This is a genomic window from Paraburkholderia jirisanensis (assembly GCF_054782355.1).
This window is the reverse complement of the sequence record NZ_BAAGSQ010000030.1, coordinates 292,045-309,616: the sequence shown is the minus strand read 5'-3', so window position 1 is coordinate 309,616 and position 17,572 is coordinate 292,045. Positions and strand designations below refer to the sequence as shown.

The window sequence follows — 17,572 nt, the reverse complement described above, 5'->3', positions numbered from 1 at the left end:
GGACCGATATCTCTACTCGTCGGTTCACCAAGGCTCAACGTCATACGCTGATTTCGGAGCTGCGATGCGATACGTCTTCTCCACCACCTCGGTCGCCGCACCCGAACGCTTCGATTACTGGCGAGACGTGGTGTGCCACCATTGCATTCCCGCCGCAAGCGATTCTCCGCATCGCGACCAATTCGACGCCGACATCGTCGGGCGATCCATCGGCGCGCTTCATGTCGCGAAGATGATTGGACCGGAGCATCAGTGGGTACGCGACTCCAACAGCATCCGCAGCGGCCCCGAAGCCAATCTTTGGCTATCGTTCCTCGAGTCGGGTGTCGGCTATCTCGAACAAAATGGAAAGCGGGTTGTCCAGCGCGCGGGCGACATTTTGCTGTACGACGCAGCGCGCCCCTTCAGCTACACGATCGCGCCAGAATCCTTTTTCATCCTGCGGATTCCGCGAGACTTGCTGCTTCGGCGCACCGCTAACGCCGAACATGCAGTCGCCACGTCTCTTGGCCCCGGCACCGGCTTTCGCGCGGTGCTAGGCGCGATGATCAAGGAAGCGTGCGAGTCGAAGGAGCTGAGCCAATCGTCCCATGCCGAATCGCGCGTGGCGGGCGCCATTCTGGACCTTGTCAGCGCGATAATCGAAATTCACCAGGGCGACGCCCCTCCGGCATCTTCCCAAGCGACGCTGTATCGCAAGGCTCTCGCGTTCATCGAAGAAAACATCGAGCATACCGGTCTCGACGTCGACTACATCGCGAGTTCGATGCACGTATCGACGCGAACCCTGGCGCGCGCTTTCGCTGGGCAAGCGACTACGCCGATGAAATCGATCTGGCAAAAACGACTCGAAGCGAGCTATTGCGCTCTGCGGGGAGGCGCGGTCAAGAATGTCACCGAAGCGGCCATGACTTACGGCTTCTGCGATGTGTCGCACTTCAGCCGTTCGTTCAAGAAGAGCTACGGCGTAACGCCTCACAGCATCTTGTTCCGCGGCGGCGAACCTGTCGAACGCATTAAAGAATAGACCTCTATTGCTCCGAAACGCCGCGCTTTTAGTTACATGAAGCGCGGCGTTTCTCCTTATCAAGGAACACGAAGGTCAGGGCGTCGCGTGTGAAAGTCGGTTGCGGACTGAAACGCATGGCCAACTGAGAACAGGTGCGACTCGGTAAACGGTGCGCCGATGATCTGCATACCCACCGGCAGCCCACCTGAATCGAAACCGCAAGGAACGCTCAACGCAGGAAGACCGGTCAGGCTCGCTACACCCGTGAATTGCATGATTGCAGAGAGCATGTCCTCCTCCACGCCATCTTCGATCACCACCGTAGTTGCACCTAAGGCCGTCGCCGTAAATGGCAACGTGGGGCAAATGAACACGTCCACGGATTTGAAGGCTTCGAGGAACTCATTGCGTAGCAACGTCCGGTAGCGCTGGGCCTGTATGTAGTGGGTAGCCAGCAGCATCTCGCCGACCTCCAGCAAGGTGCGAACATCGTCACCGAAATCCGCCGGCCGTTCTCGCAGCGACCTCTGGTGATAGGCACTCGGCTCGGCCGATTCAATCGTCAGTTGCGCAGAGATGTTGCCTTCGATATGTTTGATGTCGACTTCGACGATGTGGGCGCCGAGTTGCTCGAAGGTCTTCAATGCATGTTCAACCGCCCGCTTGACCTCGGGCTGGATGTGCGTGAAGAAGTAGCTCGGAACAATGCCAATGCGCAGGCCCCTGACACCTGTGCCCAATCTGGACAGGTAGTCGTCGACCGGTACGGACGCGGTTGCGAGGTCAGTCGGGTCCGGCCCGGCAATCGCATTGAACATCAACGCGCAATCTTCGACGGTTCGAGCCATCGGTCCTGCTGTATCCATGGTCCAGGCGAGGGGGATGATTCCCGCGTTGCTGACCCGCCCGTACGTCGGGCGCAGCCCTACCACTCCGTTGATTGCCGAAGGCAGCCGAATGGAGCCGCCCGTATCGGTTCCGAGCGCACCGCAGCATAGGCCCGCGGCAACCGCAACGCCGGACCCTCCGCTGGAACCTGCCGGAAACTTGCTGGTATCCCACGGATTGCGCACGTGCCCATAGTGCGGATTCGCCGAAGTCCCTCCCCACGCATACTCATGCATGTTGGTCTTGCCGACGAATAGCGCTCCAGCCTGCTTCAGCCTCGATATGACGGTCGCGTCCCTGTCCGGACGCCAGTCTTCCAGGATCTTGCTGCCGGCCGTCGTACGCTCGCCCTTGATGCCGATATTGTCCTTGATGCCCAACGGTATGCCGTGAAGCGGACCGAGGTCGTAACCCGCCGACAACATCAACTCCGCAGCAGACGCCGCCTTTCTGGCCGATTCTTCACTCACGGAGATGAACGCCCGAAGCGTACTGTTGTGTCTTTCAATCTCTTTGAGCGATGCGTCGAGCAGTTCCGTAGGGCTCACTTCGCCGCGACGTATGAGCTTTGATGCCGCTGCTATCGACAAACCCGGGAGGTCATTCGCCATGCGACACCTCGCCGTGATTGACCGTCTGCAGGATCCCGGTGATCGGTGTCACCTGCGCCAGTTCGGGGGCGCTCATCTTTGCCGACAGCGCATTCGCCGCTTTTAGCCACGGCCCTAGAATCTGGCTGATTTCCGCTATCCGGTGCTCTTCAAGCGGCAAATCCGCTGCCTTGGCGATCGTCCTGACCCGTTCCTCAACATTCGAAGTCGACACTGCCCTCTCCTTCATGAATGACGGGGAAAGCGTAACGTGCCAGTCACTTCGTCGCTTGTGCATGCGTGCCATGCTCGTAGAACCACAGGGTCACGAAGCTCGCCGACATCCCCGGCGACCTCGCGTTTACCGCACTAGCAATGACCCTGATGTGGCCGACCGGGACTATCGCGTTGTCCGCGACATGCAAGCGGGTCATACCGCGCCCTGCTACTTTCGTTGACACGATTGGCTCACTGGCAAACCCGTAAGCATGTGCGTGCGGCGCGCCGTGTGTCGCCCTGGTTGCTGCACTGCAAATAATTCAAAAACGTCGGTCGGCGCCCCTTCGCCATGCGAAGAATCAGCTGCCGGCGGCACCCGGTTCACCAACTCAGTGGAGTTCCCATGATTCGAATACTTTCGGCGCTGGCCGTTGTCTGCCTGTTGTCTCTGTCGCAAGCTGCAGCGATAGCGGCGGACAAAGACCCCATCATGGTCGGCAGCGTGCTGGATGAAACCGGCGGCCTCAACGTCTACGGCAAAACAATGGCCGACGCGACCAGGCTCGCGGTCAAGTCCATCAACGATTCAGGTGGCGTGCTCGGGCGCCCGTTGAAGCTCGTCACCTATGACGCGCAGTCCGACAACTCCAAATACACGACCTACGCGAATCAACTGGCTCTTCGCGACAAGGTATCGGTCATCATGGGGGGCATCACCAGTGCGTCGCGGGAAGCGATCAGGCCGATCGCCGACCGCAACAAGACGCTCTACTTCTACAACGAGCAGTATGAAGGTGGAGTGTGCGACAAGAACGTCTTCCTGACGGGCATCGTGCCTTCGCAACAAATCGCGCCGCTGGTCGACTGGGCGATCAAGAATGGCAAGAAGAAATTCTACGTTCTGGCAGCGGACTACAACTACGGCCACATCTCGGCAGACTGGGTCAAACAGTATGTGAAGAAGGCCGGCGGCACGGTGATCGGCGTGGACTTCATCCCGCTGGATGTGAGCGAGTTCGGCTCGGTCATTTCCAAGCTTCAGGAAGCCAAACCAGATGTCGTATTTTCCCTCCTTGTTGGAGGCAATCATATTGCCTTCTATCGCCAGTTCGCGGCCGCGGGCCTGGCCAGTCGCATGCAGGTTGTCTCAGCAACCTTCGGCCTCGGCAACGAGCAGGTCGTGCTCGGTCCGCAGGAAGCTAACGGCATCACGGTCGCATTTCCGTACTTCCAGGAACTCGGCGGTGCGGGCAACGACAGGTTCCGCGACAACTGGAAGAAAGCCTACGGTGCCAGCTACCCGTACATCACCGATAGCGCAGTCGCGGTCTGGAACGGCTGGCACCTGTGGGCTGCGGCTGTCGAGAAAGCGGGCAGCACCGACCGGGACAAAGTCATCGCGGCGCTCGAGAGTGGCGTCGAATTCGACGGCCCGTCGGGCAAGGTGTCGATGGACGCGGGGACTCACCATCTCGTACAGAACGTCCATCTCGCGCGTGCGAACGATAGCCACGGCTTCACCGTAATCGGCGAGCAACAAGCCGTTGTGCCGAGCTATGAACGCAGCGTATGCGACCTGAAGGCACGTCCCAATACGGCTCGTCAGTACACGCCTTCGGCCAGCGCGAACTAAACCGCTTATCGTCCCGGAAGAAACCGATGATGGCAGCGTCAAACCTGGGTTGGATATCGAACATGGCTGTGTCCATCGGACTCAGCATCGCGATTCTGATCCTGATTTCTCTGGGCCTGTCCGTCCTGTTCGGGATGATGGGGATTATCAATCTGGCCCATGGCGAATTCCTGATGTTCGGTGCGTTTGCGACGCTCGCCGGGGTCAGGCTGCAGTTGCCGCTTCCGGTGGCGATGATTCTGGCCACATGTGTGGTTGCCGCGTATGGGTGGGTGGTCGAACGCCTGCTGATCCGTCATCTGTATGGGCGCCTCGCGGACAGCATGCTTGCAACCTGGGGCCTTAGCCTCGTCATGTCGCAAGTCGCGGTGTACCTGTTCGGTTCGGCGACCCAAGGCATTGCTACGCCCGGCGGCAGCTTCAAGGTCGGCGAATACTCGATCTCCGTTTACTCAGTGATTCTTATTGTCGCGGCGCTGGGTCTGCTCGGATTTGTCTACGCGGTCTTCACGCGAACGAAGTATGGCGTGATGGCGCGCGCGGCGGTTCAGCGACCACAGATGGCTGCAGCGATCGGCATCGACCCGCAACGCATCAACGCATTGACCTTTATGTTCGGAGCCGGCCTCGCCGGCGCTGCGGGTGCGCTGCTCGCGCCGATGGTTGGCGTGATGCCCACCATGGGAGAGGCTTATATTGCGCGTGCGTTCATGACCGTCGTGGTGGGCGGTTCCGGCGTGCTCACCGGTGCAGCGGCGGCATCCGTGCTGCTGGGTGGCCTTGAGAACATCGTCTCTTATCTGTCGACGCCGTTCTTTGGACAAGCGGCGTTGCTCATTCTCGCCATTTGCCTTGTACGCGTGATGCCGACTGGAATTTCCGGTCGCCTGCGACGCAAGCTCTGAGCGAGGCGCCGAACCATGAAACCCTTCTTCGCTCCGTTGAAGTTTCGCATGGTCGCTTGTACGGCGATTGCGCTAGCTTGCATCATTCTCGGTGTGGCTATGCCCGAGTTCGCGACGCTGCAGCTAACAAGCTGGGCACTGTATGGCCTGCTCGCGGTCAGCCTGGTATTCGTTTGGGGGCACGGCGGAATATTCAGCTTCGGACAAGGCGCATTTTTCGGCATCGGTGCCTATGCGTACAGCCTGGCCGCCATCAATCTGTTGCCCATCACGAACGAGACACTGTCGTCGGTGGTGATCGCCACGCTTGCAGCGGCGGTGCTGGCCGCGTTGGTCGGCTACTTCATATTTTACGGAAATGTCGGCGACGTCTACGTCGGAATCATCACGCTGGCCATGACCCTGGTCTTGTTCACGGTGCTTTCAAGCACAGCCGATCCGAAGTATCACGTCGGAGAGGCGCAGCTTGGCGGGTACAACGGTATGTCGGCCGTGCCGCCGCTTACGCTGCCATTCGGCGACACGGGGATGCCGTTGACGGTCGTGCAGTCTTACGTGCTCGTGGTTCTGATTTGCGCGCTGGTGGTAGCGGGTCTCTACATTCTTCTTCAACGCCCGTTCGGTCGAGTGCTTACGGCCCTCCGGCAGAACGAACTGCGCACCCAGTTGCTCGCGTACGACGTGCGCCTGAGAAAGCTTGTCGTGTTCACGATTGGAGGTGCGATAGCGGGCGTCGCCGGTGCGCTTTACGCCGCGTGGGCCATGTTTACCAGCCCAGGCGTGTTTGGGCTGGCGTTGGCCGCGCAGGTCGTCATCTGGGTGCTGGTTGGTGGCCGCATTTCGTTTGCCGGCGCATTCGTCGGCGCACTGCTCGTGCAATCTGTTTCTTTTGCACTGGGTGGCGGAGCCGGCGATGCAACCCCAGTGATACTCGGCGTCGTTCTAATCGCGGTGGTTTTGTTTTTGCCGGCAGGTGTGATTCCGACACTCACAGGCTACCTGGCCTCAAGAGGCAAAAAAGATCTCGCCGAAACAGCAGGCGCGGCGCAAGCAGAATCCCAAGGGCCGCGACTGGAAGCCCTGCCGTTCAAAAGCGAGTCGACAGGCGCTGCACTTGGCGTCATCGGACTCGAAAAACGCTTCGGCGGAGTAAGGGCGGTAGAGAACGCGACCATCGAGTTTGCGCAGCGCGGCGTTCACTGCCTGATCGGGCCGAACGGTGCGGGCAAAAGCACGTTCTTCAACCTGCTGGTGGGTCGATTCGCGCCGAATCGCGGTGCCATCGCACTTGGCGGCCGCCCGATCACCCGTATGAAAGCGCACGACAGAGTGAGAGGCGGACTGGGCATCAAGCTGCAGGTAGCCAGTATCTTCAACGAACTGTCGATACGAGAGAACCTGTGGCTCGCCGCGTACGGTCGGCTGCGAAGCAGCGCCGCAGCTGACCGCCGCTCGCAGGAATTGATCGAGTGGCTGGGACTGGGCGAACGTGGCGACGGCCATGCAGGGTCGCTATCGCACGGCCAGAAGCAGTGGCTCGAAATTGCGATGGTCATCGCCACCGATCCATCGGTTGTTCTGCTTGACGAACCAACGGCAGGCATGACGCGGGAAGAGACCGCGCGTATGGCCGCGATGGTGCGTCTGCTGGGACACGCGGTGTCCGTCATTGTGGTCGAACACGATATGGAATTCGTGCGCGCGCTGGATGTTCCAGTGACAGTGTTCCACCAGGGAAGTGTCTTCGCGTCGGGCTCACTCGACGATTTGCGACGTGACGAGCGAATCCTCGATATCTACCTGGGGCGACACGGAAAAGAACATGCTGCTTGACATAAAGAACCTCCACGCCGGCTATGGGCAAACCTCCGTTCTACATGGTCTGGATCTGCAGATGGAGCCGGGGCAGATGGTTTCGATACTCGGCCGCAACGGCGTCGGAAAAACCACACTGTTGCGCGCAATCGCCGGTGCGATCGATGTGCAGCAAGGTGATATCGTGTTCGGCGGAACATCGCTGAAGGGTGTTGCGGTGCATCGACGCGCTCATCGGGGAATCGCCTACGTCCCGCAGGGGCGAGACATCTTTCCTTCGTTGTCGGTAATCGATAATCTGAAAGCGGCTGCCTTCGGAACAAAGCGCCCGGACTGGCGTGAAGCCATCGACGGATTGTTTGCGTCGTTTCCGATGCTGCGCCAGAAGGCCGATGAACGCGGTGATTCGCTGAGCGGCGGTCAACAGCAGATCCTCGCGTTAGCCCGTGCGCTGATCACGCGCCCTTCGTTGCTGCTGCTTGACGAACCGTCTGAAGGAATACAGCCGTCGATCGTCGATCAGATAGCCGAGACCGTACGGGACATCAACCGCCGGGACGGAATCGCTGTTATCGTCGTCGAGCAGAATCTGGAATTTGTGGCGCGCATGGGGGCGCATTGTCGATTGGTGGACAAAGGCCGCATCGTTTTCGAATGCGACCCCGAACGGATCATCAACGATGCGGATTTGCAACGTCAGTATCTGGGAGTGTGATCATGCGGTGCGCAGACGGCGGCTATGAAGACAAGGCCCGTAATTTCCGCTGGTATATTCCCGAGTACTACAACATCGGCGTCGATGTCTGCGACAAGTGGGCGCATGCTGAACCCGACCAGACGGCCCTGGTTCATGAATACAAGGACGGTCGCATCGTCCGCATGACGTTTGCGGAACTGCGTCGCAGAAGCAATCAGGCCGCAAACTGTTTTCGCACACGCGGTGTAGAGAACGGCAGCCGGGTTGCGATACTTCTCGCGCAGTCTCCGCAGACTGCGATCGCTCATATCGCGGCCTTCAAGGTTGGCGCGATCTCGGTACCGTTGTTCTCGTTGTTTGGAGAAGAAGCGCTGGAGTATCGGCTGAGAGATAGCGGCGCTAGCGTGCTGGTCACCGATGCAGCGGGAGCGCGGAAAATTGCCGGCATCAGGGACCGCTTACCCGATTTGCGCTCCATCCTCGTCACCGAGGCTATCGAGGGTTCGGTCGCGGCGATCGAAAGTTTCGACTCGGCTCTTGATGCAGAAATGGACTTCCATGAGCCGGTCGTCACACGTGCCGATGATCCTGCGGTCATCATTTATACGTCTGGAACCACCGGAAAGCCGAAAGGCGCATTGCATGCGCATCGCGTGTTGCTGGGCCATCTGCCGGGTGTGGAGATGTCGCATGGCGGCTCGATCAGTCGAGGCGACATCTTCTGGACGCCTGCCGATTGGGCATGGATTGGCGGGCTGCTGGACGTACTGCTTCCGGCGCTTCATCACGGATGCACGGTTGTTTCGCACCGGTTCGAGAAGTTCGATGCAGCCGCAGCGTTCGATCTGATGAGTCGACACGGCGTCACGCATGTCTTTCTTCCGCCAACCGCGCTCAAGATGCTGCGCATCGAGAAGTCGCCTCGTGACCGATGGGAATTGCGCCTGCGATCCATCGCAAGCGGCGGCGAATCGTTGGGATCCGAGCTTCTGACGTGGTGCAAGGATGCGCTCGGCGTCACCATCAATGAGTTTTATGGCCAGACCGAATGCAACATGGTCGTTTCGTCCTGCAGTAACTGGTTTGCCGCTCGCGCCGGCGCAATCGGGCGCGCGGCACCCGGTCACGACGTGAGAGTGGTCGACGATCAGGGCGCGGTTGTCCCCATCGATGAAATCGGCAATATCGCGATTCGGTCGCCGGACCCTGTGATGTTTCTGGGCTTCTGGAACAACCCGACCGCTACGTCCGAGAAGTTTGCAGGCGATTTCCTGCTGACGGGTGATTTAGGCCGCATGGACGCGGACAGATTCATTCACTACGTGGGTCGCAATGACGACGTGATCACGAGTGCCGGGTATCGCATCGGGCCGGGTCCGATCGAGGACTGTCTGCTTGGCCATCCGGCCGTGCGACTGGTGGCAGTGGTAGGTGTGCCGGACGAAGCGCGCACCGAGGTGGTGAAGGCGTATGTGGTGCTTGCCGACGGGTTTTCCGGCAGCGATGCGCTGACAAGAGAACTTCAGGACCACGTGCGTGTGCGTCTCGCGGCGCACGAGTACCCGCGTCTCGTCGAATACAGGGAGTCGCTTCCAATGACGTCGACGGGCAAGCTGATACGACGCGAGTTGAGAAACCGCTGACGACGCGGCCGCCCTGGTCGAATCAGACTCGAGATTTCGCAAACCGGAGGAACAGCAGCCGGCATCCTTCAGCACGAAGGACGCCGGCCTTGCTGTTCCTCCATCAAGACCAGCCGAGTTTTTTCAGCGCTTAGCCAGCCACGGCCCCGCTCACGCCCATGGCCGGATCGCTAGCCGAATGCTTGCCCGTCTCCACCCGCCCGGCAAAGCGACGATAGAACGCCTTATCGCTATCGCAGGTCACAGCAAAGTCGTACCACTGGCCGCTCGACGCTAAAGACCATAGAAGTCCGTGCCTGTACCTGCCAGTTTGACCTGCCATGGGCCATCGGTGCGGTAGGCCAGCGACGTAATCGTGAAGGTGCAGGCACTCTTGCCGGTATTCATCAGGTCGGCATACACGTTGCCATTGGCGATGCCGTAGCAGACGCGGATCTCCGGCGTGACCCCGCTGTCGGCAACGCGATTCAGTTTTCGAAAGCAAAACGTAATGCAATCGCGCGTGTAGAAAGGCAATGTGACAGCGATGTGATCGGGTAATCGGGCTTTGAAAGGCCCGGGCGGCCGATTGAGAAATTGGCGGGGGCCATCAAGTGGCCGGACCAATTTGCGCTGGATCGCGCACGAAACCACCATACGTGTGCGCGACCGCATCGAGACGATCAATCAGCACCGATGTGTCGCTCCCCACGATACTGGAGAAAAACATGGCGGATTCTGCATCATTGGTTATCAGGCTTCATGCGGACGACGACGTCGCGATCGCGCGCACGGCAATTGCGTCGGGCACGGCGCTGGCCGAAGTCGGCGGCATCGTCACGCGTGACGACATCCCCGCTGCGCACAAGGTAGCGCTGCGCTCGATCAAGGCCGGCGATCCGGTCCGGCGTTACGGTCAGATCATTGGTTTCGCCACGCAGGCTATCGAGCCCGGTGCGCACGTGCATTCGCAAAACGTGTCGATGGGTGACTTTGCACGCGACTACGCGTTCGGCCAGGACATGAAGCAGGTGGTGCCTGCCGAAACGGCACGCACGTTCATGGGCTTTCGCCGCGCTGACGGCCGCGTCGCAACGCGCAACTACATCGGCGTGGTCAGCACGGTCAACTGCTCGGCCACCGTTACGAAGCTCGTCTCGCAGCACTTCTCCGCGCCCGGCAAGCTCGATGCGTATCCGAACGTCGACGGCATCGTGCCGATTACGCACAGCTTCGGCTGCTGCATCGATCACCACGGCGAAGGCGTGCAACAGTTGCGCCGCACGATCGGCGGCTATATCCGCCATCCGAATTTTGCGGGCGTGCTCGTGATCGGCCTCGGCTGCGAATCCAACCAGATGGGCGCGCTGTTCATCGCCGAAGGCGTCGAGCCCAACGCGATGATGGTGCCGCTCGTGATCCAGGAACAGGGCGGCACGCAGAAGACCGTCGACGCCGCGATCGCCGCGCTCGAGAAGATGCTGCCGGCCGCCAACGACGTAAAGCGCGAGCCGCTGCCAGTCTCGCATCTGAATATCGCGCTGCAATGCGGCGGCTCGGACGGCTACTCGGGCATCACCGCGAACCCGGCACTCGGCGCGGCAGTCGACCTGCTCGTGCAGCACGGCGGCACCGCGATTCTCAGCGAGACACCCGAAATCTACGGTGCCGAGCACCTGCTCACGCGCCGCGCGATCACGCCCGAAGTCGGCCAGAAAATCGTCGAGCGCATTCATTGGTGGGAAGACTACGCGAAGCGCGAAAAAGGCAGCATCGATAACAACCCGACACCTGGCAACAAGGCCGGCGGCCTCACGACGATTCTCGAGAAGTCGCTCGGCGCGGTGGCCAAGAGCGGCTCGACGCCGCTGACGGGCGTGTATCGCTATGCCGAGCCGATCGACACCAACGGCCTCGTGTTTATGGACGCGCCGGGCTACGACCCGATGGGCGCGACCGGGCAGATCGCGAGCGGTGCGAACCTCGTGCTGTTCACCACCGGCCGTGGCTCGTGCTTCGGCGCCAAGCCGGCGCCCTCCATCAAGCTCGCGACCAACACGAAGATGTACACGCGCATGGTCGACGATATGGACATCAACTGCGGCGACATCATGGACGGTGACTCGACGGTCGAGCAAAAAGGCCGCGAGATCTTCGAAATGATTATCGAAATCGCATCGGGCGCGAAGAGCAAAAGCGAAGCCCTTGGCGTGGGCAACGAAGAGTTCGTGCCCTGGATGATCGGCGCGCAAATGTAAGCAGCACCCTCAAGCACATCCCCTAGCCGCTTTCAGCCCGTACGTGGTTGCTCGATCGAGCGACCGCGCGGGCCCCCTTACGTCAATGGCCATCTGGCCTTGACGCCTGAGCGCCCATCGATACGGATGCGGTGCCCGACGGAGACAATGCAATGAAGATCAAGGAAGCCATCGAGAAATTCCCCGGTGGCATGATGGTGATTCCCCTGTTGTGGGGCAGCATCCTCAATACGTATTTCCCGCACGTACTTGCTATCGGCAGTTTCTCGACGCAGCTTGCGCACGGCGCGCTGCCGATTCTCGCGGTGTTCTTCGTCTGCATGGGCGCTGAGATCCAGCTGAAAACCGCACCGCGCGCGCTGAAACAGGGTGCGGTGATCACGCTCTCGAAGCTCGCCGTCGGCATCGCGATCGGCCTGCTGGTCAGCCATTTTTTCAAGGGGCACGAGGTGCTCGGGTTGTCGAGCATCGCGATCATCGCGGCGATGACCAACGCGAACATGGGACTTTACGCGGCACTCACGCAGCAGTTTGGCGATGAAGTCGATCGCGGCGCACTCGCGGTGCTGTCGATTCAGGAAGGCCCGTTCATGACGATGGTTGCGCTTGGTGTATCGGGGCTCGCGAAGATTCCGTTTACCGAGCTGATCGCGACGATCCTGCCCATCATGATCGGTATGGCGCTTGGCAACCTCGATCCCGACATGCGCAAGTTCCTGAAAGCAGGCGGCCATCTGTTGATCCCGTTTTTTGCTTTCGGCCTCGGCGTGGGGATCAACCTGCACGCGATTCTTGCCGCAGGGCTGTCGGGCATTTTGCTTGGGCTCATGACACTCACGCTGGGTTTCGTCGTGAATATCATCGCTTCGCGCCTTGCCGGCGGCACGGGCGTAGCCGGCGCAGCCGTCTCTACCACTGCCGGCAACGCCGTTGCGACACCGACCGCAATCGCTGCGGTCGATCCGCATCTCGGGTCGCTGGTTGCGATTGCAACGCCGCAGATTGCCGCGTCAACGATTATCACGTCGCTGCTGACACCGCTCGCGACCGCCGCGTACGTGAAATACCGGGCACGGAAAAACAAGGCGAACAACGAACTACTGGCCGCGCAGCTCGCGCAAAAAGCTGACGCGGCCTGAATCTTCTACTGAAACTCGTCGAACGATTCAATCAAAACGACGGCCGCACAACTGATAACGAATAACGTCCCAGGTTCATTTCGGCCATCTGATGGGGCAGCAGCGCCGTCCGTTTTGCATCGTTTATTGCTGCTTGCGTCTGCTCGGTGTGATCGGCGTATCGGTACGTCGTGTTCTGTTGTGCGATGCTCGCGCTTACGTCGTCATTGATCGACAGCGGCGTCGATTGCGCAAACGCGAAAGCGGACGGAACGACCAGCAAGCTTGCGATGATGAATCGTGCGATTTTCATGGCTTTCTCTCGGGGAAACGTGCTGCGTACCGTCTTGTACGCATCGGAGACTGCAGTGTAGACGCACGGCTGCCGGGCAATGGGCATCGTTGACGGAATTCATTGTTGTCGGCGCATGCGCATATGCTCAACCGATCGATCAGGCTTCTGACACGCGATCCAGGTTCTGAAACAGTTTCGACGCTCGCTTTCCACATCCCGCACGCCCGTCAGCGGGATACAGCGCGGCGAACCGGCGCGCCCACGGTTCTTTTCGTTGTATCAAAACTGGAACAGTCGCGACCTTTCCGGCTATCCATCCCCCGACTACGACCGTGCATCTCCCGGCTGTACAAGGCCCGCCGCGCGGTGGCGCATCTTTTGCTGAAGCGTCGACAGTCGCCGGCAATCTGACTCCGGAATCGTGTCGGCTTCCAGAAAGGAATGAGCTGTGTCAAATATCGAAAACAACCCAGAGGCGTGGCACTCGACGTTCGAGGCACTGACTGAAATGAAGGCGCGTGAACTGATCGACCAGCATTTCATCCATCACGGTACCGTTTACGCTCTCCAGTTCGTGCTCAAGCACAACGCCGACCGCTCGCTTATCGAAAAGATGCTGCTGGATGCACGCACCATGCAGGATCTCATCGCTGCGACAGCTGCAACGCGCGGCGTACAGATTCTTTCGCAGCAGGCTTGAGCTGACCGCATTCGTCTTGCCAGCAGAACCCTGCTGCTCACGCGTATGCGCATGATCGTCGATCGGTAAGCCCCGCCGCGCCCCATCCGATCATGCAAGCCGTGCAGTATCTGATGAAAGAAATGCAGCATCTGCATTGGCCACGCGCTTTATCATCTGCACGTTCTCTCTTCAGTGAACGGCTCCTGCTCGCATGCAGTAACGCCCGCAAATTTCGCACGATACGTGTCCGACACCGGCCTTAGGCCGTCGTGTCGACATGTGATCGTGCGCACACACGCGCACGACGGAGGCTCGCATGGCACGTCCTGTTCAAGATGATTTGCGTTGCGATCGCCCGCATTTGACGGTCAGATGATGCATGACCTGAACAATCTACGATACTTCGTGAACGTCGTCGATCACATGGGTATCACGGCCGCCGCTCAGGCACTGTCATTGCCCAGATCGACGATCAGTTACCGGCTCAGCCAACTCGAAGCGAAACTCGGCGTTTGTCTGATCGAACGCACGTCGCGTCGGTTCACGGTAACGGATGTGGGAAAGGAATTCTATCGGCACGCGCAGGCAACGCTTCAGCATGCGCTCGACGCCGAATCGGCTGTACGCCAGCGGCTGATCACCCCGAGCGGGCTGCTCAAGATCAGTGTGCCCCGGGCAATCGCGCATTTTGCGACGTGCTATGTGTTGCCTACCTTCAGCAAAAAGTATCCAGATGTGAAGGTCATGCAACGAACTTCGAAAGCGGATGCGCCCATGGTCGCAGAGGGCTTCGACGTTGCCATTCATGCACACGCCCTACCGTTGCGAGACTCGTCGTTAATCCAGCGTCCGCTTGCCTCCATGCCATGGATGCTGTTCGGCAGCCCGACACTGTTCGATAAAACCAACAAGATTAGCCATCCGGATGACCTCAAGGGCATACCTACGCTCTTCATGATCCTCGATGGCCAACCTTGCAGATGGACGTTGCGCGCACGTAACGGCAAAGTCATCACCATGCCCATCTCCCCCACCCTGATGACAGACTGCTTGACGACCTTGAAAGGCGCAGCTGTCTCAGGACTAGGTATAGCCGCGCTTCCCGCGTTTATCTGTAAGGCCGAATTGAGCGCAGGCAGCTTGATAAGAGTTTTGCCGGAATGGACAGCCGGCGATACGAACCTGACTGCACTGATGCCTTATGGGCAGAACCAGTTGCCATCGGTTCGCGCATTGCTCGACTTTCTCGTTGAGGAAGTTCCGGAGATTCTCGCGGTGGAATAACCGATCTCGACAATTCACCCAGTCGAGCTTGTTCTTGCTACGCGCGGTATCGCGCCTAACACATCCATCATCTTCTCTCGCATCCAGCGATGTGCTGGCGAACCGGAGTGTCGTCGATGGAAAAAAACCTTGAGCACGTAGCGGGGAGCCTCGAATGGCGTGGGATGAATCGCTAACGGTATCGCGTCCGCAAGCTGAAGCGCGACCCGTCTAGGCAGCGTGAGCAGAAGTTCGGAGTTGGCCACGATGAATGGCGCAGCCATCACGCTTGGGAGTTTGACGGCCACGTCGCGGGTGAGCCCGGAACTCGCCAGTGCCGCATCGATAATGCCTTGTTCGGTATTCCATGGAGTCACGACGACGTGCCTCTCCGCGAGATACTGAGCAAGCGACAGCTTTTTTCTGATCCGTTGATGTCCGTTCCGAACGGCGACGACGTAGTCGTCATCGAAGCAATCGAGCGACTCCAGGCCGGTCGCAAGTGCTTCGATTTTGTGCTGAAAACTGAGCGCGAAATGAACCCTTCCGGAAGCCAGCTCATCCACTGATTCAGGATGTGTCGAATAGAGTACCCGCAGTCGAATGCGTGGGGCCTCGCGCGCGATCTCCGCCACGAGTTGCGGCAATACCGCAAATACGGTGAAGTCCGTAGCGGCGAGAACGAACTCCTGCGTGCTCGTTGACGGAACGAACCGGCCGGTGTCTGCGAGTGTTCCCGTTAGCGCCTCCAGCGCTTCGCGAACGCCTAGTGCTATTTGTTCGGCTCTGGCGGTAGGTCGCATCACACTGCCATGGCGCACGAAAAGCTCATCGTCCAGTGCGGCGCGAAGGCGGCCTAACGCATGACTACAGGCGGACGCGCTTAGCGAAAGTTCGTCTGCCGCGGAAACGACTCCTTGATGCCGGAACAACGCATCAAAGACTAATAGAAGATTAAGGTCGATCCGACGGAGGACGTCATGCATGGTGCGCAGCATTTGTTGAGTAAAACGCAGTATGTGCAGTTTGCACGTGTTTCGCCATCGTGTCATTCGCACCGTGTTGCCTGCCGGCCATTCCGCGAGCGCTATACAGCATGCTTAAGACGCCAACTCATTGACCAGACAATCCAATCCATTGGAAGATGTCAAAACCTGCCGCAATGGCTCTTCGACCTTTGTCACGCACGTCGCTGGCGTCCGATCGCCTCGGGCGACCCGCTATCCATTGGCATATTCCTCTTCATCACCTGGTATGGATAGGCCCTCGTCAGTGAGTACACCCTACGTGGATATCAATCGGGCTCGATCGGCACTTTGGGGCGCTCTTGCGCCCATCTCTCGCGCAACAAGGTTCCTCACGTCTTAAGACGGAAGGGAAAATCCAACGCGCCGCAAGACTCCAGCCATGACTGGAGACCCTATACCCGGTTATCGCTTTTTCGCTCCTGAGTTGCGATCAAGTACGACTAACGGTTTATAGACCCGTTATTCCACGCGTCTTATGCTGCGGTCGCTGACGTGCCCGCTGTATCGATCCAGCGTGTCGGCACGCCTCCCAGGTTGCGCCGACGCCGAGTTGCGCCGCGCAAGTCTCCTACGTGATGGACTTCAAAGTCAGGATCACCGTCAAACATGACACAACCGTCCCACAACGCAATTCGCCGCAGCAGTTTGCGCTCCATTGGTCTTGGCGCGATGTTGCTGACGACACTCGCGTCCGCACCTCCTGCAACAGCCGGCGAAGACGTCGCTGACAACCAGTCCGGCATTCCCGGCGGCGCTGCGACTTTGCACGGACTTGCACGCCGTCTTGGCAATACCCCGCGCCGCCGACAATTCAAGTCGGTGCCCTTCATGCTCACGGAGCCGGATATGTGGGACAAGGAGGCGGCAGAAGAAATACTCGCCTACCAATATGCCTATCGCCAGATGTGGGATGTAGCCGATCTGGCAGGGCCCTGGCCCACGCTCATGCGTGAGTCTATGAATGGGCAGGTATTCGCCAACGGTCGGCACGATTTCCTGGCTGTATCGGCCACCCATGGCATGGCGCACCTCGCGCTGTTTTCGCAACCGATGTGGGACAAGTATCAATTGCCGAAGCTCGCTGGCCCGAAGTTTCCGCGCAACACGCTGATCGTCGAAAAAGAGGGCGTTGCGCCGACCGATAGCCGGCAGGACATCGGAGGCTTCTATGGCCCCGAAAACAACAACATCAAGTCTCTGCAGCGACGCGGAGCCGTGTTTGTTGCTTGCCACGATTCCATTCATGCGATCTCGCGAATGCTGGCGCAATCCGATTCGGCCGCTTCACATGCCGCCGACCAGATCGCCGCGGATCTCACGAACAATCTTGTAGACGGAGCGGTGCTTGTACCAAGCGTCGTTGCATTTATGGCCGATCTGCAAAGAAAGGGCTTCACGTACGTATAACGCGAAAACAGACTTATGGAGAAAATGATGGCGAAAAACACGACACAGAAGATTTGTGGTCTTGCCGCTGCAGCAGCACTGTCCGTTGGGCTCGTCGCCAATGCACACGCCGATCGCGCCAATCGCGGCAATCCGCGGCTCGA

The 17,572-nt window shown here is 59.4% G+C and carries 15 protein-coding genes and 1 pseudogene; 11 read left to right on the top strand and 5 right to left on the bottom strand.

Annotated elements, in window-relative coordinates; genetic code table 11:
• The first annotated feature begins 64 nt into the window (after positions 1-64).
• The gene (locus tag ACYVNQ_RS31235; RefSeq protein ID WP_460908279.1) at positions 65-1,027 is read left to right on the top strand and encodes an AraC-like ligand-binding domain-containing protein; all 963 of its coding nucleotides are present in this window, start codon (positions 65-67) and stop codon (positions 1,025-1,027) included.
• Positions 1,028-1,086: 59 nt separating this feature from the next.
• Here ACYVNQ_RS31235 and ACYVNQ_RS31230 read toward each other — a convergent pair whose 3' ends face one another.
• A complete protein-coding gene (locus tag ACYVNQ_RS31230) occupies positions 1,087-2,508 on the bottom strand; it encodes an amidase (protein WP_460908277.1) in 1,422 nt (473 codons plus the stop codon).
• On the bottom strand, positions 2,498-2,722 hold the full coding sequence (locus ACYVNQ_RS31225) for a hypothetical protein (protein WP_460908275.1): 225 nt from the start codon (positions 2,720-2,722) through the stop codon (positions 2,498-2,500). Before ACYVNQ_RS31225 ends, ACYVNQ_RS31230 begins: the two co-directional genes overlap by 11 nt.
• A gap of 387 nt (positions 2,723-3,109) precedes the next feature.
• Between ACYVNQ_RS31225 and ACYVNQ_RS31220 the strand changes: the two genes are divergently transcribed.
• The 5 genes from ACYVNQ_RS31220 (at position 3,110) to ACYVNQ_RS31200 (ending at position 9,399) form a co-directional block, all read left to right on the top strand.
• On the top strand, positions 3,110-4,339 hold the full coding sequence (locus ACYVNQ_RS31220) for an urea ABC transporter substrate-binding protein (RefSeq protein WP_460908273.1): 1,230 nt from the start codon (positions 3,110-3,112) through the stop codon (positions 4,337-4,339).
• Between the two features lie 62 nt (positions 4,340-4,401).
• Complete coding sequence (locus ACYVNQ_RS31215; RefSeq protein ID WP_460908271.1) at positions 4,402-5,244, top strand: ABC transporter permease subunit; 843 nt, start codon at positions 4,402-4,404, stop codon at positions 5,242-5,244.
• Positions 5,245-5,259: 15 nt separating this feature from the next.
• The gene (locus ACYVNQ_RS31210; protein ID WP_460908269.1) at positions 5,260-7,077 is read left to right on the top strand and encodes an ABC transporter permease subunit; all 1,818 of its coding nucleotides are present in this window, start codon (positions 5,260-5,262) and stop codon (positions 7,075-7,077) included.
• Positions 7,067-7,774, top strand: coding sequence for an ABC transporter ATP-binding protein (locus tag ACYVNQ_RS31205; RefSeq protein ID WP_460908267.1), 708 nt, complete (start codon positions 7,067-7,069; stop codon positions 7,772-7,774). Before ACYVNQ_RS31210 ends, ACYVNQ_RS31205 begins: the two co-directional genes overlap by 11 nt.
• Before the next feature lie 2 nt (positions 7,775-7,776).
• A complete protein-coding gene (locus tag ACYVNQ_RS31200) occupies positions 7,777-9,399 on the top strand; it encodes an acyl-CoA synthetase (protein ID WP_460908518.1) in 1,623 nt (540 codons plus the stop codon).
• Between the two features lie 130 nt (positions 9,400-9,529).
• Here the strand turns inward: ACYVNQ_RS31200 and ACYVNQ_RS31195 are convergent.
• A pseudogene (locus tag ACYVNQ_RS31195) lies at positions 9,530-9,867 on the bottom strand (phospholipase domain-containing protein); the annotation flags it as partial.
• 239 nt (positions 9,868-10,106) lie between these two features.
• On the opposite strand from ACYVNQ_RS31195, the gene ACYVNQ_RS31190 reads away from it, so the two are divergent.
• The gene (locus tag ACYVNQ_RS31190; protein WP_460908265.1) at positions 10,107-11,636 is read left to right on the top strand and encodes a UxaA family hydrolase; all 1,530 of its coding nucleotides are present in this window, start codon (positions 10,107-10,109) and stop codon (positions 11,634-11,636) included.
• Between the two features lie 152 nt (positions 11,637-11,788).
• Positions 11,789-12,775 (top strand): 2-keto-3-deoxygluconate permease, encoded by a 987-nt coding sequence (locus ACYVNQ_RS31185; protein ID WP_460908263.1) that lies wholly within the window; start codon positions 11,789-11,791, stop codon positions 12,773-12,775.
• Positions 12,776-12,806: 31 nt separating this feature from the next.
• On the opposite strand, the gene ACYVNQ_RS31180 is transcribed toward ACYVNQ_RS31185, so the two are convergent.
• Complete coding sequence (locus tag ACYVNQ_RS31180; protein WP_460908261.1) at positions 12,807-13,067, bottom strand: hypothetical protein; 261 nt, start codon at positions 13,065-13,067, stop codon at positions 12,807-12,809.
• Positions 13,068-13,497: 430 nt separating this feature from the next.
• Between ACYVNQ_RS31180 and ACYVNQ_RS31175 the strand changes: the two genes are divergently transcribed.
• Together ACYVNQ_RS31175 and ACYVNQ_RS31170 are read left to right on the top strand one after the other, a co-directional pair.
• A complete protein-coding gene (locus ACYVNQ_RS31175; RefSeq protein ID WP_460908259.1) occupies positions 13,498-13,749 on the top strand; it encodes a hypothetical protein in 252 nt (83 codons plus the stop codon).
• A gap of 354 nt (positions 13,750-14,103) precedes the next feature.
• Positions 14,104-15,015 carry a LysR substrate-binding domain-containing protein gene (locus ACYVNQ_RS31170; protein ID WP_460908257.1) on the top strand — a complete coding sequence of 304 codons (912 nt, stop codon included), beginning with the start codon at positions 14,104-14,106 and terminating at the stop codon, positions 15,013-15,015.
• A gap of 14 nt (positions 15,016-15,029) precedes the next feature.
• Here the strand turns inward: ACYVNQ_RS31170 and ACYVNQ_RS31165 are convergent, their stop codons facing one another.
• Positions 15,030-15,980, bottom strand: a complete 951-nt coding sequence (locus ACYVNQ_RS31165) for a LysR family transcriptional regulator (RefSeq protein WP_460908255.1) — start codon at positions 15,978-15,980, stop codon at positions 15,030-15,032.
• A gap of 648 nt (positions 15,981-16,628) precedes the next feature.
• Between ACYVNQ_RS31165 and tetH the strand changes: the two genes are divergently transcribed.
• Complete coding sequence (gene tetH, locus ACYVNQ_RS31160) at positions 16,629-17,429, top strand: thiosulfate dehydrogenase (protein ID WP_460908254.1); 801 nt, start codon at positions 16,629-16,631, stop codon at positions 17,427-17,429.
• Positions 17,430-17,572 lie beyond the last annotated feature (143 nt).

Excerpts from the sequence above, each read along its gene's own strand:
- ACYVNQ_RS31235 (WP_460908279.1), top strand. The coding sequence starts at position 65 with ATGCGATACGTCTTCTCCACCACCTCGGTCGCCGCACCCGAACGCTTC.
- ACYVNQ_RS31230 (WP_460908277.1), bottom strand. The coding sequence starts at position 2,508 with ATGGCGAATGACCTCCCGGGTTTGTCGATAGCAGCGGCATCAAAGCTC.
- ACYVNQ_RS31220 (WP_460908273.1), top strand. The coding sequence starts at position 3,110 with ATGATTCGAATACTTTCGGCGCTGGCCGTTGTCTGCCTGTTGTCTCTG.
- ACYVNQ_RS31215 (WP_460908271.1), top strand. The coding sequence starts at position 4,402 with ATGGCTGTGTCCATCGGACTCAGCATCGCGATTCTGATCCTGATTTCT.
- ACYVNQ_RS31210 (WP_460908269.1), top strand. The coding sequence starts at position 5,260 with ATGAAACCCTTCTTCGCTCCGTTGAAGTTTCGCATGGTCGCTTGTACG.
- ACYVNQ_RS31205 (WP_460908267.1), top strand. The coding sequence starts at position 7,067 with ATGCTGCTTGACATAAAGAACCTCCACGCCGGCTATGGGCAAACCTCC.
- ACYVNQ_RS31200 (WP_460908518.1), top strand. The coding sequence starts at position 7,777 with ATGCGGTGCGCAGACGGCGGCTATGAAGACAAGGCCCGTAATTTCCGC.
- ACYVNQ_RS31190 (WP_460908265.1), top strand. The coding sequence starts at position 10,107 with ATGGCGGATTCTGCATCATTGGTTATCAGGCTTCATGCGGACGACGAC.
- ACYVNQ_RS31185 (WP_460908263.1), top strand. The coding sequence starts at position 11,789 with ATGAAGATCAAGGAAGCCATCGAGAAATTCCCCGGTGGCATGATGGTG.
- ACYVNQ_RS31180 (WP_460908261.1), bottom strand. The coding sequence starts at position 13,067 with ATGAAAATCGCACGATTCATCATCGCAAGCTTGCTGGTCGTTCCGTCC.
- ACYVNQ_RS31170 (WP_460908257.1), top strand. The coding sequence starts at position 14,104 with ATGATGCATGACCTGAACAATCTACGATACTTCGTGAACGTCGTCGAT.
- ACYVNQ_RS31165 (WP_460908255.1), bottom strand. The coding sequence starts at position 15,980 with ATGCATGACGTCCTCCGTCGGATCGACCTTAATCTTCTATTAGTCTTT.
- tetH (WP_460908254.1), top strand. The coding sequence starts at position 16,629 with ATGACACAACCGTCCCACAACGCAATTCGCCGCAGCAGTTTGCGCTCC.